We start from the raw sequence: 25,265 nt of genomic DNA, 5'->3' as shown, positions 1-25,265 counted from the left end.
AATGAATACAAATATTAAAACTAGAGAATATACTACTGTATCTGAAGTCTCAGGTCCTTTAATGGTTGTTGAAGGAGTAGAAGGCGTTGGTTACAATGAAATTGTAGATATTGAAACACCTACTGGTGAAAAAAGAAGTGGGCAAGTTCTTGAAGTAACTAAAGATGTTGCTGTTATCCAGGTTTTCGAAGGAACTAACGATTTGAACACCAAAAACACTAAAACCAGATTTACTGGTGAAACTGCAAAAATCGGTGTTTCCAGAGATATGATGGGTCGTATCTTTAACGGTATCGGTAAACCTATTGACGGTGGACCTGAAATCATTCCTGACGAAGAATTGGATATTAACGGGGCTCCTATGAACCCTGCTTCTCGTGAATTCCCTGAAGAATTTATTCAAACTGGTATCTCTACCATTGACGGAATGAACACTTTAGTAAGAGGACAAAAACTTCCTATTTTCTCAGGATCTGGTTTACCTCACAACGATTTAGCTGTACAAATTGCAAGACAGGCTAAAGTATTAGGTGCTGACGACGAATTCGCAGTAATTTTCGCAGCTATGGGTATTACAAACGAAGAAGCAAACTTCTTTATGAGAGACTTTGAACGTACTGGAGCTTTAGAAAAATTAACAGTATTCATGAACTTGGCAGACGACCCTGCTATTGAAAGAATCTTAACTCCAAAAATGGCTTTAACCACTGCAGAATATTATGCATTTACCTTAGGTATGCAGGTATTGGTTATCTTAACAGATATGACCAACTACTGTGAAGCTTTAAGGGAAATTTCCGCAGCAAGGGAAGAAGTACCTGGAAGAAGAGGTTACCCTGGATACATGTACACTGACCTCGCTGGTATCTATGAAAGAGCAGGACGTATTGACGGTAAAGAAGGTTCAATTACTCAGATGCCTATCTTAGTTATGCCTCAAGACGATATTACTCACCCTATTCCAGATTTAACTGGTTATATTACTGAAGGACAGATTGTATTAAGCAGAGAAATCTCCAGGAAAGGTATTTACCCTCCTGTAGACGTACTTCCATCACTCTCTCGTTTGATGAGTGGTGGTATCGGTGGAGACAAAACTCGTGATGACCACAGTGGAGTATCTGACCAGCTTTATTCTGCTTATGCAGAAGGTCGTGAATTAAGAGACTTAGTTGCAGTTGTAGGGGAAGAAGCTCTTACAGAAAGGGACCAAAAGTTCTTGGAATTTGCTCAAGCATTTGAAGATAGATTCATCACTCAAAGTAAAGATGAAGACAGAACTATCTTTGAAACTTTAGACCTCGGTTGGGATTTACTTAAAATCTTACCTAAAACCGAACTCAAAAGGGTTAAAGAAGAATTTATCGAACAATACCTTCCAAAAGAATAAATTCATTTGTTTAAAACAGGTGATTAAATGGCACAAGATATTATTGATGGAATTAATCCAACAAGGATGGAGTTATTATCCCTTAAAAACAGGACTAAACTGGCTGTAAAAGGACACGGTTTACTCAAGGAAAAAAGGGATGCTTTAATCAAAGAATTTTTTGATATCTTGGATCGTGTTAAAGGTATTCGTGAAGATGCAGAAAGAAGCTTAAAAGAAGCTAATGAAGCATTAGTAGAAGCTCAAATTGCAATGGGCGATTTAGCTGTAAAGAAAGCATCACTTTCAGTTAAAGAATCCATTGACGTTGACATTACTTCAAGAAGTGTAATGGGTGTATCCGTACCTGTAACCAATGTTAAAATGGAAGAAAGGTCCATTATTGATAGGGGTTACGGTTTTTCCGATACAACTATACAACTGGATGAAGCTGCTAAAAAATTCGAGGAATCTCTTAAGTATTTAATTGAACTTGGTGAAGTGGAAAAAACTATTTTCCTTTTAGCGGAAGAAATTGAATCCACTAAACGTAGAGTAAATGCTTTAGAACACATTATGATTCCAAGATTCCAAAATACTGAAAAGTATATTGATATGAGACTCCAAGAAATGGAAAGGGAAAACTTTGTTCGTTTGAAAATGATTAGGTCTACTATTGAGAAAAACGAAAAGGCTGCAAAAGCTGCTGAAGAGGCCGCAGAATAAGACTTTCTTATTCTGTTCATTTTCTTTTTTTATTTTTTTTTAAGAAATTTAATTAATGGTGTATCATGAAAAGAAATCCTATTGACCAATTTTTAAAAGATCCTGATAATAAAGCTCGTTTATTTGTATGGATGACTTATGGGATGGTTATAACTACTTTTTTAATAACAATTGGGTTTTTATTCTTTATATTGCATCTTGTCGGTGTATTTTAGCTTCCTCATCTACTATTCTGGAGCTGTTTTCGACTTTTTCATATAACTTTTTAAAATCACTGTCCTTATCGATTACTGTAAGCAGCGGTTCTGATTTTTCAGTTATCGTTCCTATGTGGGGCAAATCATAGATGTTGTCCAGATTTATTTTTGAATATTTGTTCCGGCATGGTGAATAAATTATCTTTTTATATGCGTAATACTTTGCTTTTGGAATTTCCACGCTTTCATTTAGAGAGCTTTTTATATGGGCATCAAGCATGTTTATCTGAAGTGACTTTTCCACACATTCGAATGTTCCCTGAATTCTTGGATTGACTTCGATAACATAGAGTCCGTTTTCATTATGGATGAAGTCAACACCGTTTGAACCTATCAAATCAAATTTGTATGCAAGATTTTCTGACGTTTCAATCATTTCTTTATTTATTTTATCAATATCCTTTATTTTTGTCAATGCACTTTCATCTGTTAAAGGCAGGATGTTTCCAATATATATGAAACTGTTATTGTTTTTAAAATCATTTTCAGTCAGTAATCGTGAGTTCATTATTGTTTTTTTGCAATCTTTACTTCCAAGCACTGATGAGCTTAAATTTATCCCTTCAACGTATTCCTGAAGCATGAATTTTTCACCATCATTTAATTGAATACAGCCATCATTATTTAAAAGATTAATGTCATAACCACCAGATCCTTTAACGGGTTTTATAATATATTTGACATCAGGTTTATTTTCACTGATTTCAATTGCTTCATCTACATCTTTTATTAAAAAAGTGTCAGGTGTTTTAAATTCATCTTCGATTTCTTTGAAAAATCTGAATTTGTCTTCAATTTTTTCAACATTTCTGTTTCCTAAAATCTTTTTTTGATCTTTTTTCCTAAATTCATCTGGTGAAATTCCGGATATTGGGATGATGTGGTCAACTTCATCAATATAATCCTTTGAATACTCCAGAATGCTTTTGCTGTTGAAATTGTCTTCAAAAATCCCCGAGCTTTCATTATCCTTTTCCTCAAGAATAATCTTTTGATTTTCAATCTTTGGAGTATCTGATGTTGAAAAATAACTGGTTGAAAAAACATCATAATTTAATTTTAATGCACTGTTAAGCATACTTCTTGTATTAATTCCAATAAGTAACAGCTTTTTCATAAAAAATCTCATAAAAAAAGTTATTTAGAATAGTCCCGAGCGGAGTCGAACCGCCGTCTCCGGGTCCAAAGCCTAGAAGGATTACCACTACCCTACGGGACTATGTTGCAATATAACAACATTTTAATATATATTTTAAGTAGTATTTAAAGGTATCGTTTTATTCTAATTTTTTGTAAAATAAGCATTCATTTTCCCATTTACAATTATTGCAGACATTTTCCACACTTTTCAATGTATTAAATTTCATAGACACTTCTTTAAATAGCTCTAATGAATTATATTCTTTTTCTGAATTGAATTGTGATAATATTTCATTATCCATTTTAACGATAACTTCGTTCTGTTTTTCATTTTCACAAAGATTATCCTTTAAATTTGGGCATGATGAACATATATCGTCTGCTTCATTTGTTAGGGTGATAATGCAATCTTCAGATTTTCTTTTTTCATTAATTCTGGCCATATTCAAAACAAAATCCTCACTGTAGCCGTAGCCCTGAAAACCTGAAAGACATAATAAATGATGGCCTCGTAATTTAATTCTCATGTAAATCTTTTAAAAAATAGTGAGAAAGGTTAAAAAATTAACCTTAATCTTTTGGTAAGAAAGTTTTGGATAATCCTGCTGTAGCTGCGATTTTAATAAGGTCTCCAAAGATAAATGGAACAAGACCCATTAACAATAAATCTACAACTCCTAATACAGCACCTTGAGTTAAGTAAGCCCAGAGTGCTAATCCGATAAGACCTGGAATGTAAATTAATGCAAAGTTAGCTACTCCGATAACTGCAAACATACGGGTAAAATTACGTGCTTTTGCATACTTTTCAGTAATGTAACCTATGAAGTATGATGCAATTATAAATCCTACGAAATATCCTCCGGTGGATCCGAGTACAATGTCTAATCCTCCGGTCATTCCTCCAAACCATGGAATGAATGTAATTCCTAAAACAATATACATTATTTGGCTTAAACAACCATATTTTTTACCAAGGAACAGTCCAGAGCATAAAACTGCAAGTGTCTGTGCAGTAATTGGAACTGGGGTCCATGGAAGAGGAATAATGATTTGAGCCATTAAACCAGTAATACAAGCCATTAAAAATGATAAAACGATTTTTGTTGCTGTAGTAGATTCATCAAATCTTTCAAAGACTGTTTTTCTAGCAGCATAATAATTATCAATGTTTATATTCATTTAATTTCCTCCTTAAGTTATAGTTTCTTAAATAATATTTGTTGGTATTAATATTTATAATTATAGCAATTTCTTGTTAATTTTTCAAAGATATTTAAACATGCTTAATGTCGGTATAGTCAGATATTTCTGAGTTTAGTGTTCTTATATCATTTAAATTTAGGTCATGAACATCATCATGGCCTGTGATTCTTGCAAATGTTTTTAACTCTTCAGTTGATACTTTGAGATAATTTTCCACTCTTTTGGCTGCTAAATCTATATTCAATCTTTCACGTAATTCATTATCCTGTGTTGCAACACCAACAGGGCATCGGCCGGTATGGCAGATTTTATACTGTTGGCATGCAGCCGCTATTAATGCTCCAGTACCGATTGCTATTGCATCAGCACCCATAGCCAATGCTTTTGCAAAATCTGATGATAATCTTAATCCTCCGGTAATGACTAAACTCATATCTGAATTTTTATCGTCCAGATATTTGCGGGCTCTTGCCAGGGCATATATTGTTGGAACGGATGTTGAATCCTTAATTATTTTTGGGCTTGCCCCGGTTGATCCTCCTCTTCCGTCAATGGTTACAAAATCTGCTCCGGAATATATTGCATATTCCAAATCCTCTTCAATATGTCCTGCTGCAAGCTTTAAACCGATTGGTCTGCCTTCGGACTTTTCACGCAGTTTAGATACTAAATCTTTTAAGTCTTCTTTTGAATTTACTTCAGGTATTGTTGCAGGTGAATGGATATCCATGCCTTCAGTTTTGTTTCTGACCTGTGCAATTTCTGAGGTTACTTTAACTCCTTCAAGTTGCCCTCCAAGACCTGGTTTTGTTGATTGGCCGATTTTAATTTCAATAGCATCAGAGCTTTTTAAATTTTCATCATTAACGCTATATTTATTTGGAACGTACTCGAAGATGTATTTGTATGAGTTTTCTTTTTCTTCTGCTAAAATTCCTCCTTCACCACTGCACTGGGCGGTTTTTACTCCCGCACTTCCTTTTGCAAGAGCAATTTTAACTTCTCTTGACAATGCTCCAAAAGACATGTGGGTAATATAAATCGGTGTTTCAATTACCAAAGGTTTTAAAGCATTTTTGCCTATTACTGTTTGGGTATTAACGTCAATTTCTTTTTCTAATGGTTGCGGATTTAACTGACAACCTAAAATTAAAATGTCTTCCCAATCAGGCATTTTTAAATCGGTTCCCATTGCAGAAACAATACTTTGACCGCTGATAGCCATTTCGTGAATTAAATCCATGCCTCTTTCATCTTTATCTGATTTGGCAAATTCTTTGTCGTATGCTAATTCTGTGTTATCAAAGCTTTCTGTTTTTTCAACTTCAACAAAATTTGAAATATCCTGTTTGCAGATGGGACATTCGTCCAATTCATTCAATAAAACACCTGTGGACTCCTCATTATGAATGTGTCCGCAGATTAAACATTTGTAAATCATGTTGTATTCTTTTAAAAACTATACTATTTAAAAGTAACATCAATTTAATTAACTGTAAATTTGTTAAATCTAAAAAGAGTATATTCGACTTTGATGATTGTTTGGTAGAAAAAAATAATAAAAAGTGAGGATAAATATCCTCAAAAATACTATTAGTCCATAGTAATGATTTTAAGATTGTGTGGCTTTTTCACAATGTTTGATTTGAAAGCAACTAATTTTTTAATGCCTTTTTGAGAAGCAACATCAACTAATCTCTGGCTTATGATACCATCGAATATTACGGTATCTGCACCTTCTTCAATATTTTTGATTTCTTCATAGATATCTTCAATTGAAACTTCTTTAGTTATGTTCAATGCTTTATCTAAGATTGCTCCGCAGCCAGTGCCTTCAAATTCTTTTAACATGTCTTTCATTAAACTGATTTCATCATCTTCAATTTCAGGTTCTTTTTTGTATTTCTGATGTTTTTTGTGATGATGTTTATCATGTTTTTTGCGTCCGTTATTATCTGATTCAGAAAGAATGTTGTGATTTGCTAAGAATTGTGGAGTAGGAACTTTGTCTCTAAGTGCAACTAAGACTTCGTCTTTTTCCAAGTCTTCCACTTCTTTTCCTTGAGGAGCACGGGTAATGTAGTCAACATCTCCGATTTGTAAAAGTTCTTTTAAGATTAACTCTCCGCCACGATCTCCATCTACAAAAGCGGTGGTAGTTCTTTTTTTACTTAATTCTCCAATGGATTGTGGAACGCTTACTCCTTCTACAGCAACAGTATTTTTAATACCGTATTTAAGTAAGTTTAAAACATCGCTACGTCCTTCAACAACGATAATTGCATCTGAAGTGTGAATGCTTGGGCCAGCTGGCAATTTGTCATCTCCATATTCGGAAATTTCATGGATACGCATAGCTTCCCTGACTTCTTCAATCATTTTCATGCTTGCCGGACCGACACTTTCAACCATGTTTTTATAGATTTCTTTAGCACGGTTTACAACTTGTTCTCTTTTAACAGCACGAACATCTTCAACTTTTAAAGTTTGGATTTCGGCTTCACAAGGTCCAACACGATTGATTGTTTCTAAAGATGCTGCAAGGATAGCGGTTTCAACTCTGTCTAAGCTTGAAGGGATAATAATATCTCCTTTAGCTCTTCCGCCGTTAGAATGAATATTGACTTGTATTCTTCCTATTCTACCAGTCCTTTGAAGTTCTCTTAAATCTAAATCGTTACTTAATAAACCTTCAGTCTGTCCGAAGACTGCTCCGACAACATCAGGTTTTTCTACAATTCCATTTGCATTAATTTGCGCATGGATTAAATATTTTGTTGTAGTTAATTCTTCGCCTTTTCCCATTTTTAAGCCTCCTAGCTTATTAATCGGGTTTATTTATGTGTTTCTAAAAATTAAATTATTTTTAGGCAATAAATAAATTATACGATAAACATGTTTTAAATAAAACCTATTATACACTAAAAAGAGCTAAAGTACTAATGAAAATTTAATTAAACGGGTCTAAATTTATTTTTACACTTTTAAATTTGTTGTTTTTTCTGTTTTTAGTTTAAATCCTTTTAATAATTAAATTTTCTCCTTTTTTTTAATTAAATCATATAAATAATAATGAATAAATGAACTCTTAAGCATATAATAATATAAGTAGTGTTCAACTACTACGCTTAATATTTTTGGTTAAACTAATATATAAAATATGTTATATTGATTTTAGTTTTCTCATCCATGCATTTTTTTGCAATGTGAATGCCTTTTACAAAAATATTTTATATTTATAAATAGAAAAATATGATTAATGAAATCTGAAAATAATCTAACATTTAAGGAATCCAAACATTTTGCAGATACATTATATGTTTTTCACAAAAATCACAAAAACTATCTGAACTATGAATTTTCAAAGTATAGCATAAGTTTAATTCAAGTATTCTGCATTTTCAAAATTTATGAAAACGATGGCATTAACCAAAAGGATTTGGCTGCTGATTTAAGCTTGACCAAAGGGGCAATAACCAAGGCAATTGTAAAATTGGAATCAGAAGGTTATCTCACACGTGAGAAATTACCTGAAGACAAACGTTATTACTCTTTAATGTTAACCGAAAAAGGTGAAGATCTCATTCCGGTAATGAAAGAGATTAATGAGAAATGGGAAAAGGAAATCGGCTTGGACGAACTTGATTCTGAATTCCTGGAAACCTTTAAGAAATTAACAATTAAATCTATTGAAATGAATGAAAAAAGGAATATTTACTATTGAAATTATCTCTTAATGATTTTTTTCTGATGCCGCAAGTTATGCCAGATTTCTTGCTGAAAATTTAACTATAGAAATTTTTTTATTACTCTCTTGACAAATATTTAGTTGAAAACAATATGGTGATTTAATGTCAATAAAGCCTCGGGATTTATTAAATAACAAAAAAGATTTAGATAAGAAAGTGAAATTTGAAGACATATCTTTAGACAATATTTCAATTGATGATTTGACTTACAACGGTAAAAATTATAAAAACTACATTAATCTGAACTCATTTTTGGATAATGTTTCATCCTGTCAGATTTCAGACGCTTTCAATGAAATAGCTCACAGACCAGGTGTGGTGTATAATTTAAAGTCAATAAACAATTTAAAAGCTTGGGGTAAAATAACCACTTCAAAAACCGGCAGCGATGACTGGGGAACAATTACTTTGGCCATTGATGAGGCAGATGAAGGCGACGTGTTGCTTGTTGAAACCAGCGATATGGATGCTGCAATCTGGGGAGAACTCGCATCAACCTGCGCTAAAAACTCAGGCATTAAGGCAACACTTGTTTACGGCTGCGTACGTGATTTGGATGTATTATTGACAATGGATTATCCTATTTTTGCTTGCGGATACAGGCCTAATGCAGGTAAGGCTTTAGGTTTAGGCGAGATTAACGTTGATCTGGAATTGGAGTCCGTTAAAATCTCTCCGGGCGACTTTTTATATGGTGATGAAACAGGCGTTGTTATCATTCCAAAAGAATTCTTTGCACAGGTTATGGAAAAGACATTTGAGATAAAACTCAAGGAGAAAAATATAACCGACATGTTGAATTCAGGCAAGTCATTATCACAGGTTGTCGGATTAAAATCAAATATAAAATTATTTAAATAAGTAAATATTTTATATATAAATATATCGATACCTTTATATATTAGACTGTTCTAAATATATTACCGATACAGATTTAATTTTTAGTTTGATTATATGAAATTTTTAGGAAATAGTTTGCATGTTGCAAACTCTGGTAAATTAATAGCAAGATCCTCCCAAACACCAACCAGTGGTGGGATTGTATTTGACAGTAACAACAATAAGATTGGGAAGGTAAGCTATGTTTTTGGGCCTACTAAACAGCCATACATCTCAATTCGTTTATTTAAGTCCGCTGATTTGGATGAAATCAAGAGTAATTATGGTGAAAAACTATTTGTATCAAAACCAAAATCTAAAAAACATAAAAAAAGGAGGATGAAACCACGTCAGAAGAAGTAAATCAAGCTCCTAGACGTAGAAAAAGGTCAGATAGGGCTGCAAGAAAAGGTGAAGAAGAAAGTAAAAAAGCAGTTTGTCCGGAATGTGGTTCTACAGAATTGATAGGAGATTATGAAAGAGCAGAAGTAGTTTGTTCTCATTGTGGATTAGTTATTGATGAAAACTTGGTAGATATGGGTCCTGAATGGAGAGCATTTGACCATGAACAAAGAGATAAACGTACAAGGGTCGGAGCTCCTATTACATACACTATTCACGATAAAGGTTTAAGTACCATGATCGATTGGAGGAATAAGGATATTTACGGCCGTGATATTCCTGCAAGAAACCGTGCTCAATGGTACAGATTAAGAAAATGGCAAAGAAAAATCAGAATTTCAGGTGCTACTGAACGTAACCTTGCATTCGCATTGTCTGAGCTGGACAGGGATTCATCAAGACTCGGACTTCCAAGAAGTGTAAGGGAAGCGGCATCCGTGATTTACAGAAGCGCTGTAGACAATAAACTCATCCGTGGAAGAAGTATTGAGGGTGTAGTCGCAGCTTCATTATATGCAGCATGCAGACAGTGTAATGTTCCACGTACGCTGGATGAAATTGCTGAAGTTTCAAGAGTTACTAAAAAGGAAGTTGGTAGGACTTACAGGTTCCTTACAAGAGAATTGAACATTAAATTGCCGCCAACATCTCCGGTAGATTATGTTCCAAGATTTGCTAGTGAATTAGGTTTGTCCGGTGAAGCCCAATCCAAAGCTATTGAAATTATTGAAAAGGCAATGGATAAGGGATTAACTTCAGGAAGAGGACCAACCGGTGTAGCGGCAGCTGCATTATATATTGCATCAGTTTTACTCGGTGAGAGAAAAACCCAAAGAGATGTAGCAGACATTGCCGGCGTTACTGAAGTAACTATCAGAAACAGATACAAAGAATTAACTGAACAGTTAGATATGGGTGTAACTTTATAAGTTCACCTAAAACCTATTTTTTTTATTTCGAATATTTTTCGATACGGTATTCCAATTCACGAATAATTCCGTCGTTATTATATATTTTTACTTTATTTAACTTATTCTGGTATTTGTCAAGTCTATTCAGGAATATTTTGAGCTTTTTAACACTCATGTTTTCGTGATATTCTCCATAACCTAATTTTTGAACGTAAAATCCGTTTAATGTCTGTTCAAAGTTTCCAATAGCTGGAACACTGTAAATAGGTTTTTTAAGGGTTATGGCTTCGGATATGAATGTGAATCCACCATTACATACAACAGCCTTTGCGCTTGCCAAATCGTCATAGAATTCGTTTTCATTGAATTCTTTATATGTCAGATTTTCATCAACTTCATTTTTATTGAATCCGTAAACGATAAATTTCTCATCAAGCGCCTTCAATCTTTTGACAAGTTTTCCGCTTTCCTTACTTGTCTGATAAACGATGATGTGGTCTCCTGTTGTCGGCTTCAATTTGAATATCTCCTCACGAATCACCGGAGGATAGATTACGGCTTTTTTTCCAGACCTTACCTTCGGGAAGAAAAAGCTGGTTAGGATATGGAATTTCGCCCTTACGACATAGCCTTTAATCACGCCTTTTGCCTTAAGCATTTCTGTCTGATGGTGTGGCGGATAGTCTATTTTTGTCTGTGTAATCATATGGATATTGTCAAGGGTTATCAATGGGATCTGTAGAAGCTTTGAGACAATTGTTGCATAAAGTTCAAAGTCAGTTACGATAACGTCCGGAGATAATGCTCTTGCCTTTTTGTATAATTCCTCATATCCCACCTTGATGTTTGTCGGATTTCTTCTTATGGCACTTTGTAAAGTTTTTAGGTTGTTTACCTTATTGTTTATGTAAACTGTATTGAATCCGCCAATCCTATAAACGTGATCGAATTTTTCATTCAGGTATTCATATGCCCTGTCATGTGAGAATACGTATACGTCGTATTTTTTCTTAATCCTGTCTATTATCACGCCGGAACGTATTGCATGACCCATTCCCTCGCCGCAGACACAGTAGAAGACTATTTTTTTAGGTCTGTTTTTTCTGGCTTTCGTTCTTTTGAAATATGATTTTGCAGTATTGATTTTTTCTGCAGACTTGTCATAGTTTTCAAACATTCTGCTGATTTTTTCGGATTCCTTTGCAAATTTGTCCAGGCTCGTTTTATCCATATGGTCTTTACCATGTCCAAAATCATAATTCAATTCTTCAGCATCTGTTTTTTTACCTATAAAATCATTCAATGTACTTTTTCCGTACTGCTGTATTAATGTTTCAATACCTTCCTCTTCAAGTCTTCTGGTTGAAACACCTATTTTGGCCTTTCTTAAAACTTTAAAGCGTTCGACTTTTCCTAAACGCCTAATGTAATCGCTGTCTTCACCGAAGGTCAGCTCTTCGTCAAATCCTCCGCATTTTTCGTGGAGTTCTCTTTTAACGATTATTCCGTAGCATCCTGCTCCATGTGGCTTTATCCTTTCAACGCCGATCATGAAGTAATTGGCCAGGTTATGCAGTAGCCGGTCTTCTGATTTTTCAGATAATGGCTTCATTTGGGTAATGGCTATTCCAAGTCTTTCCATCTGGAACTCGTAAATCACGTCTCTTAGATAATCCTCTGTAAGCTCCAAATCCGAATCTAAAAACAGCAGGTAATCTCCTTTGGCGACTTTAGCACCATTGTTTCTACCAACACCGGGCATGCCCCCCTCAACGATAATGCAGCCATATTCTTCAGCTATTTCACGGGTCCTGTCAGTTGAATCCGCATCTGCAATAATCACTTCATAGTCTGCGAAATTCTGCTTTTTAATACTTTCCAAAAGGACAGGCAGATATTCCTCTTCGTTGTATGTCGGTATAATAATGCTTAAAATCATATTGATATACTCTTTATCTTTTATAGTTAATTTAATTTTTCAATGAATGATACATATTTGTAATCGGATGATTAGGTTCGAGATATGAAAAAATGTTCCAGGATACCGTATAATAGTCACATGAATTGTTCAGCGGTACCTTTAAATCGTTTAGCAATTCCATTTCATTGTAATCTGAATTCATGATATAAACGGTTTTATTATCACTGTGACTTACATTTTCTATTGAAAAGTTATTTAATTCAAGGTTATCTGCGGGATTTGCAACGTCCACTTCATAATATTCGGTATTCGCTCCGATAACAGCTATTGAAAACCTTAAAAGGATTATCAATGCGGCCACAATGTATGGAAGATACCTTTTTATCAATACCGCAATGAGATTTTTGAAACCTTTAAATGGAGGTATGATTTTGCACCTGTCGCAGATGTTTTTATCGATTCCTGCAATATAGTCAACAATCTCTTCTATGCATTTGCCGTTTCTAAGCATTAAAAATACTCCGCATATTCCTGTAATTGCGGGGGTTGAAAATAATCCTCCATCCAGCGCTCCAATCAGTAGACAGCATCCGAAAAATGAAAGCAGTACTGTCTGAACAGTTCTTTTATTTCTTAGGGCCAGCAATAATGCTATTCCGGTAACTGGAATCAGTATAATTATCACTTTTCCAACGTTTGGGATGTATGAATATAGGCCGACTCCAGTATTTATTTCGCTGTTGATAAATGGTCCTATCAGATGGGTTACAAGCTCTCCAAAAACGGACTTTAAAAGATGGGTATGCAGAATGCTTGTTGATGAAATGCTTTTTCCGATACACATGAAAATAGTGTTAAGACCAATTCCCATCTGGTATCTGAAGAGGACTTCCAGAAGGATTCCCAAGGTTAATGTAACTGAACCTAAAGCAAGTGTAATTTTTAAGTATTTGTCTGAATCGATTTTAAAATCCTTAAACAGCTGTGTTGATATTAATAAGGCTCCCATCAATCCGAAAAATATTATGTCTTTTCCTTTAGAAGATCCCATTAAAAATAGATGTGTTATCGGGTGAACTATAGGATTTAAAATATCGCTTATAAAAATCACACCGGCAATTATTATAAATAGGATACCAACAAATATAGTCTTGTTTATCTTCATTAACAATAATTATTTGAATTAATTATTTAAATTATTTACTAAAAGGATTAAATTATGTTTGCAATTGAATTTTATCTTGGCTTGATTTTAATTGGAATTGTCGCAGGTTTTGCATCCGGTCTTTTAGGTGTTGGGGGAGGATTTTTAATCGTACCCTTCCAGTATTTCCTTTTAAAGTATATTGGAGTTGCACCGGACCTTGCAATGCTGATTTCACTTGGAACCAGTTTGGCCATCATTATTCCAACCGCATCCAGCGGAGCATATAAGCATTCCCAGAAATTGGATAATATCATTGGTCCGGGAATCAAATTGGGAGTATTCGGTATTGTCGGAAGTTTCATCGGAGGATTTGTCGCTTCAGTATTGCCGTCAAGAACATTGGAAATAATTTTTGGACTTTTATTGTTGTTCATAGCTATTAGAAACATACTTTCAAGAGAAAAAAAGGAAAAAGAAGCAAGATTTGATTTCAATTTAATTACAATAATGCTTACAGGTATTTTTGTAGGATTTTTCTCAGGCCTTCTCGGAATTGGCGGCGGAATATTTTTAATCGTTATACTGACAATGCTTTTGGGTTTTTCAATGATTCGCGCTATTGGAACTTCATCCGTATTTATTTCATTAACGGCCATTGGAGGAACCCTGTCATATATAATTTCAGGATGGGGCGTTAATTCATTTCCATATTCTCTAGGTTATGTAAGCATAATTAATTTTTTATTCATTGCCTGTTTTTCAGTACCTTTGGCGCAGGTCGGTGCAAAATATGCTCATAAATTACCTGAAAAACGTTTAAAACAAGTGTTTGGTTTTGTGGTATTGTATATTGCTCTTAAAATGTTGGGCGTTCTTCCTTAATTTTAATTCCCATTCCACGAGCGATAATCTGGAATTCGGAACCTCCGATACCATTTAAAAAGTAAAGAATGTCCAGATCAACAACGCCATTGCCGCCCAGTTCTTTTATTTCATCGGCCAGCTTTATCAAACATTCATCTTTTCCCTGTTTCAGATCATTCAAATGTTTTCTTTCAACTTTTTCCGGAGACAAATGCATGATGTGGGTGTTTCTGTCAATAGTTTTCGTTACATAAAAAAATCCCAGGATATCGTAGTCCAAATCCTTTGGATCCGTGCTTGTTATGTAAATGAAGTTTTGTGAGTTCAATACCTTGTTGCTTTCCGTTTCACTGAATAATGTCACAGTATCTATAATTTCTTTTTCCGGTTCATCTCTTAATCTTCTTACATGATTACGCAGTTTGTCCATATTTTCTTTGAAAAAACCGGTCAGGTATGATAGCGTTCCGACAACAACAACTATTCCGAAATAGTTTATGAATGTAGGGATTGCTGCCTGTATTATGATTACGATTGAACCTACTGTAATGATATTGTATCCCAATGTGGGATTGTTTATTATAAAACCGTAGGCCACTGTAACTAAAAATAGGATAAATGCGCTGATTGCGCCGATATCTTCGCCGATAAATCTTTCAGCTATTTTGGTTTCAACATAACCCGCAGCCAATGGTGCAAATAAAAGACCCAGATTCCATCCGAATATGTCTATATGGAAATATAAAAAAATACCATAAACTGCAAGACCTGCTGCCGTACCGATGGCGATTGTATTGAATGCTTTCTGCAGGTTACCTACTCTTTGCTTATCAATCTTCATTTTCTTCATAAAGCACTGCAGTACCATAGGCTGTAATTAGAATGGTGTTTCCCATTGTACCGCCAAGGTTATCATAAGAGATTTTAAGCCCGATAATGGCGTTTGCATTCAATTGCCCTGCCTTTTCTTTCATACTTTCAAGTGCAATATCACGGGCTCGTTTAATTTCTTCTTCATATCTTGATGTTCTACCGCCTACAACATCACGAACACCAGAAAATAAATCTTTATAAATATTTGCCCCTATTAATGACTCTCCAGTAACAAGGCCCTTATATTCTTTGATTTTTTTATTTTCCAGTGTATTTGCTGATGTTAGTATCATGTAATCACATCTATTTTACAAATGTTAATATTGCCCATATGATTAAAAATATAGCTATTACAACATACAATATGAGTCTGCTTCTTTTCTGCTGATTTAATCTAGCATCCCATACTTTTTGACAGTCTGGGGAGCATACGAGTTCATTTAATGGAATTGGAGTTCCACATATTGGACAATGTTTGTGTGGTTCTACTGACATAATTATCACCTGTTTTATATTTTGAAAAATTCTTTTGTATTTTTAGTAACCTGCACTGCAAGCTCTTCTTTATCCATACCCATGCAAAGAGCGATCATCTCGAGTATGTGGGGTAAATATTTCGGTTCATTTCTATTCTTTTTAGGTTTTTTATCAAAATTCTTTGGTATTAGAAATGGTGCATCTGTCTCTATCATCAGTTTTTCGGGAGGAATCACGCTTACCGCTTCCTGCAAATCCCTTCCCCTTTTCATGTCACAGATCCATCCGGTAACACCAATATAGCAACCTAAATCGATATAATTTTGAGCTTCTTCTTTAGTTCCAGTAAAACAATGGACGACACTTTTTTCTGTAACGTCGTCATGTTTACTTAATATTTTATATAAGTCTTCATGAGCTTCTCTTTCATGTAAAAATAAAGGCATGTCTAAAGTTTCTGCAAGCTCCACTTGAGCTTCAAACCATTTTCTCTGTAAATCCTGTGGTGAGAAATTTCTATTGTAATCAAGACCGCATTCTCCGATAGCTACAACGCAGTCTGCACTGGCTATTTTTTCCAGCTCGAATATTGTGTGTCCGTTACATGTTTTTGCATCGTGGGGATGAACTCCTGATGTTGAAAACAATGTATTCGGATACTTTGATGCGTAATCACGAGCCATGTGGCTTGAATGTATATTGGTTCCTGTAATTATGAATTGATTAACGCCAACCTTTTTGGCTTCTTCTATAATTTCAACTCTGTCCTTTTTAAAGGAGGAATGCATCAGATTCAAACCAATATCGATTAGATTATCCACAAAATCACCATATTATTCGTTAATAACTCTAGTTCCTATATTTTCGCCGTTTATTGCTTTTATAAGGTTTTCTGGTTCATAACCATTTGCAATAACGGTTTCCAAATCTGATCTTTTGATCATTTGAACAGCGGTGGTATCAAAGAATTCATAGGTTCCTGCTTTCATGTCTTTGCCGTTAAGGAAATCAAGTAAATCTGTAGCTGTTATTTCACTTACAAGTTCAGCATCATCGAATTTGTTAGGGTCTTTGGTGTACATTCCGTCAACGGAAGTCAGATTGATAAGTTTGTCTGCATGCACGTATTCAGCTAAAATTGCAGAAACTGCATCTGTACTGTGTGCAGGTTCAGTTCCGCCCATAACAATGATTTTGCCGCTGGCTGCAAATTCCAAAGCTTCCTGGAAGTTGTGAGGTACTCTTTGATAAGCAGCATCTCCAAGTGCAGACAGCAATAATTTAGCATTGATTCTGGTAACTTCAATCCCAATATCGTCACATTGAGCTTCGCCAGCCCCCAAGTCACGAACAACGCCAATATAATCTCTAGCCGGTTTTCCTCCACCAACTACAACGAATAATTCATGCTCTTTTGTTAATTCTTTTAAAATTTCACTATATTGCATGAATCTTGTACTATCGTATTCCTTCAATAGAATTGATCCGCCAATTGCAACAACGATTTTCATATATTCACCTTATATATTAAATATCAATTCTATAATATTTAAATTTTAAAAAAGTTTTCTTGAGGGTGTTATAAAAAAAGAGAAAAAATGAGGAATTGTTTATTCCTCAGTGTATAATCCTTTGTGTGCTAAACCAGCAATCACTGCACCGATAATTGGTGCTACAATGAATACCCATACTTGTTGGAGAGCTACTCCGCCCATGAATAAGGCAGGTGCTAAACTACGTGCTGGGTTGACTGATGTACCGGTTAATGGGATTCCCATGATGTGTACGAATGCAAGGGTTAAACCGATAACGATTCCTGCAACGACACTTGTTTTTTCGCTTCTGGTAACTCCAAGAACTGTAAATACAAATACGAATGTTAAAATTACTTCGGTAATTAATGCGCCGTATAAGTTAATTCCTACAGTTGATGCAGCTCCAAATCCGTTTTGACCTAATCCTGTACTCATATATCCTCCGAGAATTGGTGCGGAGTTGATTAAAACTGCGAGTATTGCAGTACCGATTATTGCACCGATACATTGGAAAATAATATACATTATTAAGTCTTTCAATTCCATTCTTCCGTCTATCCACATTCCGATGGATACTGCCGGGTTAATATGACATCCTGAAATGTCTCCGATTACATATGCCATAGCAACAATGGATAAACCGAATGCCATAGCTATTCCTAAATTACCTAGTACAGCGCCTGCGATGGCTGCACTTCCACATCCGAATAACACAAGAACCATAGTTCCAATTAATTCACTTATATATCTTTTCATAAATTCACCTACTTTTAATACTTTTATCGTTAGTTATATATTTATCTTCGTCTTATTCTTCGCAGTCCGGCACATGCCAATATTAAAACAACAATTGCAAGTACATATGGAAATGCGGTTATGAGTATCGATTCGTTGACTCTTTCAAAGTGATAGTGTTTTGCAAAATCCATCTCTGAACTGTCCGTATGATTTTCTGTTATTTTGGCGAAATTGTATAATAAATCGTAATAGCTGATTTTTGCACCGTCGTATTCGATATAATTCGGCGCCCTTCCGTTTTCATCCATGAACTGCTTTACGATTCCTCCCATTTTTATATAATCGTCTATTGAATATGAATTTTTGGTAAATATTGAGTACTGTTCCGGATCAGTCGGTTCACCGTATTGTTTAGGGCTTTCAAGCCCGTTGCCGTTCAGATAGGAACTTGTTAAATATAATACTTGCGGGGCAGAATATGAGTTGTATGTTCCAGTCATCTCCTTATCTCCACTTTCATATAATTCCTGGCTTGCCTTGGCCATTTGTGAGGGATGAAGGGAATGTGTGATGACCAAATCATTATCATAGTTTTCAGCTTGGTTTTTACCGACATTTTCAACTATTTCCTGTGCAATGTATTTATTGACATCTTCGCTATAATGGTTGAGGTTTCCCTTTGGACCTGCATCAGGGTATACTTTCAGCGGCTGGATGTATGTTACGCCGGATTCATTTAGGTATTTTCCTGGGTGATTAAGTCCCGCAAATATTGCGCGGGAATAATTGTCGTCCCATGCCCTTCTAAGGGATGTTTCACTATCCAAATCAAAACTTCCGGTGTTTACATATATCATTTGCATGTCTGTATTGACACTGTTCTTTGCCAGAATCAGAAAGTTTCCGGGGTCGGCCGCTGCAAGGTTTACGCATACATCCGCACTGCTTTCAATACCTCTTGAGGCTTCTCCGGGGCTGGGTGACTTGCTGTCAACAATCACTTTAATCTGACCATTGCTTAACTCCTCCACGTAATTTTTAATTGAGTTCAACATCTTAACGTCATCATTTTCACCGATAATATTGTCCGATGTTAGAAAGACGGTTTTTGCTGCATAAACCTGACCGGCACTTGATGATATTAATAAGAATATGAAAAGTATTATGATTGCCTCTTTTCTCATGGTCTTCTCCTTTTTTTAAGTTACTTTCTAGTTTTATTTTTACCTCTTTATTAAAGTTTTCATATTACTTGGTTAAATTTTAATCAGGAGGTTATATTTTTTGATGAAGTGAAATTATATTCAGTTTAAAGCAAAACTATAAATATTAAACCACATTAATTAGATTTTAGAGGATTTATAGAGATTATCTTTTATTTTGGTACAATATTACACAGTTTTGAGAAAATTGTTGTCGGAAGGTAAAATTGTCCAAAATTGTTGGATTATGATCTTATATTTGTCCTTAAACTATGAGGTGTAAGCTGGCTGCATCGATAGCCAGCTTTTAATTCATCATATTTTGAACAAATTTTAAATTTGATGAGGTTTTTCAAAATTAAAATTAAAATAAAAAGTTTAATTGCTTATTAATAGCTTTTTGTTAATTAATGGTGGTTATCAATGTCCTCAAGGAGACAAGAAAATGTTTGAAAATAAGATAGCTATTAGCAAAAATTTTTTAATTGCCATATGCTTCATTTCATTAATTCTTTTCGCAGTCAATGCTGTTGATGCGATGGAGTTAAATGACACGTTCGCCGATGCAGGCGCAAATCATGAAGCAGTTGGCAGCATTAATGCAATTGATAAAGATAAACTAGCAAATTCTCAACCGGATAAAATTTTAAAGTCAAATATAATTACCTTAAATGGAGGTGATTTTAAAACAATTCAGAACTTAATTCATTATAATTTAACTGACGGAGACACGCTTGTTTTAAACGGGGAGTTTAAGGCTTCCGAAGCGCAATCAGTAATTTTGGTATATAAGAATATTACATTTGCTTCGACATCAAAAGCCACGCTGGACGGAAAAAATATATCAGGTATTTTCGTCGTTGAAGACGGAGGTTCCGGATCCAGCTTTTCGAATCTTGTATTTAAAAACGGAAATGAATTTAACGGCGGTGCGGTACTGGTCTTTGGAAAGGACGTGAGTTTCAGGGACTGTACATTCCGGGATAACTATGCTTCCAATGGTGGTGGTGCAATCTATACCCAGTATTTTGTGGAGACAAACCCCGATTATGGACGTAACCTTGTAATTGACAATTGTGATTTTATAAATAATCGTGCTGCAATAGCTGCAGGTGCTGTAGGGGCCTATGGTTATGATACGCGAATAACGAATTCCAGATTCGTTTCCAACAGCGTTTACAATAAAAACGGTGGAGGAGTATATGGAGGTGCAATCCAGGTAGGAAAAGAAGGAATAGTTACAAATTCATTAATTAAAAACTGTAATTTTACAGACAATAAAGCGATTTCAGTAACAGGTACTAAATTATCACACGGTGGTGCAAGCTGTTTAAGGGAAAGCGTCATATATGAAAACTGTATTTTCAAGGGAAATTCAGCAGATTTCGGTGGAGCTTTAACTGCACACTCATCAGGCACCATTAAAGATTGTACTTTTATTGAAAACACAGCTAATGATTACGGAGGTGCATTGGCTAATGTGGACGGCATAACATCAATGAATCTTAAAATAATTGATTGTGATTTCACATCAAATAATGCTCCGTATGGTGGTGCTGCAAAATTATCAGGATACTCCATAACTATTGATGAGTGTAATTTCCATAAAAATTATGCATCAATAGACGGTGGTGCAGTATATGTCGATACTCACACTCTTGATATTTTCAATTCAAATTTCGACCATAACAGCGCTAAACATGATGGTGGTGCAGTATATGTTAACGGTGAGTCCACAAATGTTCAGACATCAAATTTCACATACAATACCGCTATTGCAGATCCTAAAGTCAATGATGACGGATTGGGTGGTGCTATTTATATCAACGGTACGTTAGACACTGTAAACAACAACAGATTTGAATATAATGTAGCAAGAAACGGTAGTGCAATATATTATGATAAGGCAGGTAAGGACTTAAAAATAACAAACAATGTAATGACACAAAATCAGGCATGGGTTTACGCCCTTCCTATATATGCAAAGGATATTTATTACGGCGAAACTGAAAACGTTGGCGCAATAATATATGGAGGTAACAACATTGCAGATTATGACAATTTGGCTGTTTCTAATGCAATATATAATGCAGCTTCCAACAGATATATTAAAGTTAATGGAGAAACTCCTGTTTTGGGCGCTACAAACAGCGGTCAGCTATATCAGGATTCCCGTGAATATAATATTGACGTTTTATTAACAGTTAAACATGAAGACGGCACTGTTGTTTTCAACAGAACATTAAAATCAAGTTATTTGGGTGAAGTTTCCGCTCAATTAACTAATTTGAAAGCAGGAACCTATACAGTAACTGCAAAGCATTTTGAAGACAATTACTATAAGACAATCACTAATCAAACAACATTCGTTGTAATACCAAAAGTCGATGTTGCTATAAGCAAAAGCACAGCGTCCAATGAATATAATTACCCTGATTATGTTGTATGGACAATAAACGCTGTAAATAACGGTCCATGTGATGCAAGCGGCGTTAATGTCACTGATGTATTGCCTTCAGGTTTAGTTTATCAGTCATATACTGCCACTGTCGGATCCTATTCAAATGGTGTCTGGACTATAGGCGATTTGGCAAAAGGTAAAACTGAAACTCTTAAAATTACCACATTGATTGATAAAACTGGCAGTATCACAAATGAAGCAAATGTGGTTGCAAAAGAATATGATACAGATATGTCCAATAATCATGACTCAAAAATGATATCAGTTAAAAAAGCCAGTGATTTGGCAATAACAAAAACTTCTGATGTAAATAACCCTAATTGCGGGGATTTGGTTAAATGGACTTTAGTGGTTACAAATAACGGTCCGGATATTGCTCATGACGTTATTGTAAATGACGTTCTTCCAGAAGGTCTTGTATTAAAAAGTAGTACCGGAAATTATGAAAACGGCAAATGGTCAATTGGCACTTTAAATGTTGGCCAGTCCGTAAGTCTGGAAATCGTTACCTTAGTAAACGTTACCGGAAGCATTAAAAACACTGCTACAGTCAGCGGTTTTGAACATGATTATAATTTGGCCAACAATCAGGCATCCAAAACCATTGGTGTTTCCAATGCCATCGATTTGGCTATTGTAAAATTTGTAAGTAATGACTCTCCTAATTATGGAGACTTGGTTAAATGGACATTAACAGTTAGAAATGATGGTCCTGATGCCGCTACAGGCGTTAATGTTACTGATGTGCTGCCTTCCGGTTTAGTCTTACAGTCATATGTGGCCAGTGTTGGAACTTATTCCAATGGTGTTTGGACTATTGGTGATTTGGCTAAAGGCGCTTCTCAAACATTGGAAATTATTTCAAAAATCGGAAAAACAGGTGTTATTAAAAATATTGCAGATGTCACCGGAAATGAATTCGATGTTGACATGTCCAATAATCATGATGAAGCTTCAGTAAATGTTGCCAAGGCTGCAGATTTAGCTATTGTAAAAACAGCTAATGTGACTAACCCTAACTATGGCGATTTGGTTAAATGGACATTAACTGTTACAAATAACGGTCCGGATACAGCAACAGAAGTCTTTGTAGACGATGCTGTTCCTAAAGGTTTGATATTTAAAGATTCAGACGGCTATTATGCTAATGGCAGATGGTCTGTCGGCACATTAACTCCAGGCCAATCCAGAAGTTTGGAAATCATTACTTTAGTAAACACTACTGGAAACATTAAAAATATCGCTAACGTCAGTGGAAATGAATATGACTACAATCCATTAAACAATAAGGCAGAAAAAACAATTTCAGTTCCAAAAGCAGCTGATTTGGCTATTGTAAAAGTTGTTAATAATACTGCTCCAAATTACTTGGATTTGGTTAAATGGACATTGACTGTTAGAAATATTGGTCCTGATGCCGCTACAGGCGTTAATGTCGCTGATGCGTTGCCTTCAGGTTTGATTTATCAATCATATGTGGCCAGTGCTGGCAGTTATTCCAATGGTGTTTGGACTATTGGTGATTTGGCTAAAGGTGCTTCCGCTACAATGGATATTATCTGTAAAGTCAGTAAAACTGGTGTTATTAAAAATGTTGCATCAGTTACTGGAAATGAATATGATATCGACAAATCAAATAACCGTGCAGAAGCTTCCATTAATGTCGCAAAATCTGCTGATTTGGAAGTAATTAAGGATGTTAATAATACCCGTCCGAATTATGGTGATTTGGTTAAATGGACAATTACTGTTAAAAATAATGGTCCTGATGCCGCAAATGACGTTGTTTTAACTGACGTATTGCCTTCAGGATTAGTTATTAGAAGTACAACTCCGGGTTATTCTGATGGTAAATGGTCTGTTGGATCATTAGGTGTTGGAGGTTCTATGAGTTTTGAAATCGTAACTTTGGTTAATAAAACAGGTTCATTTGTTAACAGGGTTTCTGTTGTTGGAAGAGAATATGACTATAATCCATCCAATAATAATGCTTCAAAATCCATTTCAGTTTCCGATGCTGCCGATTTGGCTATAACTAAGGTTGTTAATAATACTGCTCCAAATTACTTGGATTTGGTTAAATGGACTTTAGTTGTTAGGAATGTTGGTCCTGATGCTGCAACTGGCGTTAATGTTGCTGATGTGTTGCCTTCAGGTTTGGTCTATCAGTCATATGTAGCTAGTGTTGGCAGTTATTCCAACGGCGTTTGGACTATTGGTAATTTGGCTAAAGGTGCTTCCGCTACAATTGATATTATTTCAAAAATCGGAAAAACAGGTTCTATTAAGAATATCGCATCAGTTACTGGTAATGAGTTTGATGTTGATAAATCTAATAATCGTGCTGAAGCTTCTGTTAATGTTTTAAAATCTGCAGATTTGTCTGTTGTGAAATCATCCAATGTGACTAATCCTAATTATAATGATTTGGTTAAATGGACAATTACTGTTAGAAATAATGGTCCTGATGCTGCTACTGGTGTTAATGTTGCTGATGTGTTGCCTTCTGGTTTAATCTATCAGTCTTATGTAGCTAGTGTTGGCAGTTATTCCAATGGTGTTTGGACTATTGGTGATTTGGCTAATGGTGCTTCTGCTACAATGGATATTGTCTGTAAGGTTGGTAAAACTGGTGTTATTAAGAATGTTGCATCTGTTACTGGTAATGAGTTTGATGTTGATAAAAGTAATAATCGTGGTGAGGCTTCTGTTAATGTTGCTAGGGCTGCTGATTTGGCTATTGTAAAAGTTGTTAATAATACTGCTCCAAATTACATGGGTTTAGTTAAATGGACAATCACTGTTAAAAATAATGGTCCTGACGCTGCTACTGGCGTTAATGTTGCTGATGTGTTGCCTTCCGGTTTGATTTATCAGTCTTATGTGGCTAGTGTTGGATCTTATTCCAATGGTGTTTGGACTATTGGTGATTTGGCTAATGGAGCTTCTCAAATCTTGGATATTATCTGTAAAGTTGGTAAAACAGGTTCTATTAAAAATATTGCATCTGTTACTGGTAATGAGTTTGATGTCGATAAAAGTAATAATCGTGCTGAGGCTTCTGTTAATGTTGCTAGGGCTGCTGATTTGGCTATAACTAAGGTTGTTAATAATACTGCTCCGAATTACATGGATTTGGTTAAATGGACTTTAACTGTTAGAAATATTGGTCCTGATGCTGCAACTGGCGTTAATGTTGCTGATGTGTTGCCTTCCGGTTTAATCTATCAGTATTATGTAGCTAGTGTTGGCAGTTATTCCAACGGCGTTTGGACTATTGGTGATTTGGCTAAAGATGCTTCTCAAACTTTGGAAATTATTTCAAAAATCGGTAAAACAGGTTCTATTAAAAATATTGCTTCAGTTACTGGTAATGAATATGATGTCGATAAAAGCAATAATCGTGCT

The 25,265-nt window shown here is 35.1% G+C and carries 21 protein-coding genes, 1 tRNA gene and 1 pseudogene; 8 read left to right on the top strand and 15 right to left on the bottom strand.

Annotated elements, in window-relative coordinates; genetic code table 11:
• Position 1 precedes the first annotated feature (1 nt).
• Together ACKI44_RS04440 and ACKI44_RS04435 are read left to right on the top strand one after the other, a co-directional pair.
• Positions 2–1,390 (top strand): V-type ATP synthase subunit B, encoded by a 1,389-nt coding sequence (locus tag ACKI44_RS04440; protein ID WP_407421944.1) that lies wholly within the window; start codon positions 2–4, stop codon positions 1,388–1,390.
• Between the two features lie 27 nt (positions 1,391–1,417).
• Positions 1,418–2,095, top strand: coding sequence for a V-type ATP synthase subunit D (locus tag ACKI44_RS04435; RefSeq protein WP_407421942.1), 678 nt, complete (start codon positions 1,418–1,420; stop codon positions 2,093–2,095).
• Positions 2,096–2,281: 186 nt separating this feature from the next.
• On the opposite strand, the gene ACKI44_RS04430 is transcribed toward ACKI44_RS04435, so the two are convergent.
• The 6 genes from ACKI44_RS04430 to dnaG form a co-directional block, all read right to left on the bottom strand.
• Positions 2,282–3,469: an ATP-grasp domain-containing protein gene (locus ACKI44_RS04430; RefSeq protein ID WP_407421940.1), complete on the bottom strand. Its 1,188-nt coding sequence runs from the start codon at positions 3,467–3,469 to the stop codon at positions 2,282–2,284.
• A 30-nt stretch (positions 3,470–3,499) separates the two neighbouring features.
• Positions 3,500–3,571, bottom strand: a tRNA-Gln gene (locus ACKI44_RS04425).
• 58 nt (positions 3,572–3,629) lie between these two features.
• Positions 3,630–4,019 (bottom strand): DUF1284 domain-containing protein, encoded by a 390-nt coding sequence (locus tag ACKI44_RS04420; protein WP_407421938.1) that lies wholly within the window; start codon positions 4,017–4,019, stop codon positions 3,630–3,632.
• Positions 4,020–4,062: 43 nt separating this feature from the next.
• Complete coding sequence (locus ACKI44_RS04415) at positions 4,063–4,668, bottom strand: biotin transporter BioY (RefSeq protein WP_407421946.1); 606 nt, start codon at positions 4,666–4,668, stop codon at positions 4,063–4,065.
• 100 nt (positions 4,669–4,768) lie between these two features.
• A complete protein-coding gene (locus ACKI44_RS04410; protein WP_407421936.1) occupies positions 4,769–6,139 on the bottom strand; it encodes a glutamate synthase-related protein in 1,371 nt (456 codons plus the stop codon).
• Positions 6,140–6,291: 152 nt separating this feature from the next.
• On the bottom strand, positions 6,292–7,503 hold the full coding sequence (gene dnaG / locus ACKI44_RS04405) for a DNA primase DnaG (RefSeq protein ID WP_407421934.1): 1,212 nt from the start codon (positions 7,501–7,503) through the stop codon (positions 6,292–6,294).
• A 454-nt stretch (positions 7,504–7,957) separates the two neighbouring features.
• Between dnaG and ACKI44_RS04400 the strand changes: the two genes are divergently transcribed.
• The 4 genes and pseudogenes from ACKI44_RS04400 to ACKI44_RS04385 all read left to right on the top strand — a co-directional run.
• Positions 7,958–8,422 (top strand): MarR family winged helix-turn-helix transcriptional regulator, encoded by a 465-nt coding sequence (locus ACKI44_RS04400; protein ID WP_407421932.1) that lies wholly within the window; start codon positions 7,958–7,960, stop codon positions 8,420–8,422.
• Between the two features lie 127 nt (positions 8,423–8,549).
• Positions 8,550–9,308: an RraA family protein gene (locus ACKI44_RS04395; RefSeq protein ID WP_407421930.1), complete on the top strand. Its 759-nt coding sequence runs from the start codon at positions 8,550–8,552 to the stop codon at positions 9,306–9,308.
• Positions 9,309–9,401: 93 nt separating this feature from the next.
• The gene (locus tag ACKI44_RS04390) at positions 9,402–9,689 is read left to right on the top strand and encodes a Gar1/Naf1 family protein (protein ID WP_407421928.1); all 288 of its coding nucleotides are present in this window, start codon (positions 9,402–9,404) and stop codon (positions 9,687–9,689) included.
• Positions 9,680–10,657 (top strand): annotated as a pseudogene (locus ACKI44_RS04385) (transcription initiation factor IIB); the annotation flags it as partial. The gene ACKI44_RS04390 and the pseudogene ACKI44_RS04385, both read left to right, overlap by 10 nt.
• Before the next feature lie 22 nt (positions 10,658–10,679).
• Here ACKI44_RS04385 and ACKI44_RS04380 read toward each other — a convergent pair.
• Complete coding sequence (locus ACKI44_RS04380; RefSeq protein WP_407421926.1) at positions 10,680–12,578, bottom strand: MJ1255/VC2487 family glycosyltransferase; 1,899 nt, start codon at positions 12,576–12,578, stop codon at positions 10,680–10,682.
• Between the two features lie 31 nt (positions 12,579–12,609).
• Positions 12,610–13,725 carry a hypothetical protein gene (locus ACKI44_RS04375; protein ID WP_407421924.1) on the bottom strand — a complete coding sequence of 372 codons (1,116 nt, stop codon included), beginning with the start codon at positions 13,723–13,725 and terminating at the stop codon, positions 12,610–12,612.
• Between the two features lie 54 nt (positions 13,726–13,779).
• Here ACKI44_RS04375 and ACKI44_RS04370 point away from each other — a divergent pair, with 54 nt between their 5' ends.
• Complete coding sequence (locus tag ACKI44_RS04370; RefSeq protein ID WP_407421922.1) at positions 13,780–14,589, top strand: sulfite exporter TauE/SafE family protein; 810 nt, start codon at positions 13,780–13,782, stop codon at positions 14,587–14,589.
• On the opposite strand, the gene ACKI44_RS04365 is transcribed toward ACKI44_RS04370, so the two are convergent.
• From ACKI44_RS04365 to ACKI44_RS04335, 7 genes are all read right to left on the bottom strand, one after another.
• Entirely contained in the window at positions 14,564–15,421 is an 858-nt protein-coding gene (locus ACKI44_RS04365) for a hypothetical protein (RefSeq protein WP_407421920.1), read from the bottom strand. The two genes, ACKI44_RS04370 and ACKI44_RS04365, sit on opposite strands and share 26 nt — an antisense overlap.
• Positions 15,402–15,737, bottom strand: a complete 336-nt coding sequence (locus ACKI44_RS04360; RefSeq protein WP_407421918.1) for a YbjQ family protein — start codon at positions 15,735–15,737, stop codon at positions 15,402–15,404. Before ACKI44_RS04360 ends, ACKI44_RS04365 begins: the two co-directional genes overlap by 20 nt.
• 10 nt (positions 15,738–15,747) lie before the next feature.
• The gene (locus tag ACKI44_RS04355) at positions 15,748–15,939 is read right to left on the bottom strand and encodes a DUF2116 family Zn-ribbon domain-containing protein (protein WP_407421917.1); all 192 of its coding nucleotides are present in this window, start codon (positions 15,937–15,939) and stop codon (positions 15,748–15,750) included.
• A 14-nt stretch (positions 15,940–15,953) separates the two neighbouring features.
• Complete coding sequence (locus tag ACKI44_RS04350; RefSeq protein WP_407421915.1) at positions 15,954–16,742, bottom strand: TatD family hydrolase; 789 nt, start codon at positions 16,740–16,742, stop codon at positions 15,954–15,956.
• Between the two features lie 12 nt (positions 16,743–16,754).
• Entirely contained in the window at positions 16,755–17,432 is a 678-nt protein-coding gene (gene pyrH / locus ACKI44_RS04345; RefSeq protein WP_407421913.1) for a UMP kinase, read from the bottom strand.
• 99 nt (positions 17,433–17,531) lie between these two features.
• Positions 17,532–18,212 (bottom strand): MIP family channel protein, encoded by a 681-nt coding sequence (locus tag ACKI44_RS04340; RefSeq protein WP_407421911.1) that lies wholly within the window; start codon positions 18,210–18,212, stop codon positions 17,532–17,534.
• 41 nt (positions 18,213–18,253) lie between these two features.
• Entirely contained in the window at positions 18,254–19,378 is a 1,125-nt protein-coding gene (locus tag ACKI44_RS04335; RefSeq protein ID WP_407421909.1) for a pseudomurein-binding repeat-containing protein, read from the bottom strand.
• Between the two features lie 463 nt (positions 19,379–19,841).
• Here ACKI44_RS04335 and ACKI44_RS04330 point away from each other — a divergent pair.
• Positions 19,842–25,265, top strand: a 5,424-nt coding sequence (locus ACKI44_RS04330) for a hypothetical protein (RefSeq protein WP_407421907.1), incomplete at its 3' end; no start/stop codon positions are given.

Source organism: Methanobrevibacter sp. (assembly GCF_045646205.1).
Classification (GTDB): Archaea; Methanobacteriota; Methanobacteria; order Methanobacteriales; family Methanobacteriaceae; genus Methanocatella.
Note: the sequence above shows the minus strand (reverse complement) of the source record. Positions and strands in the feature narration are given on the sequence as shown.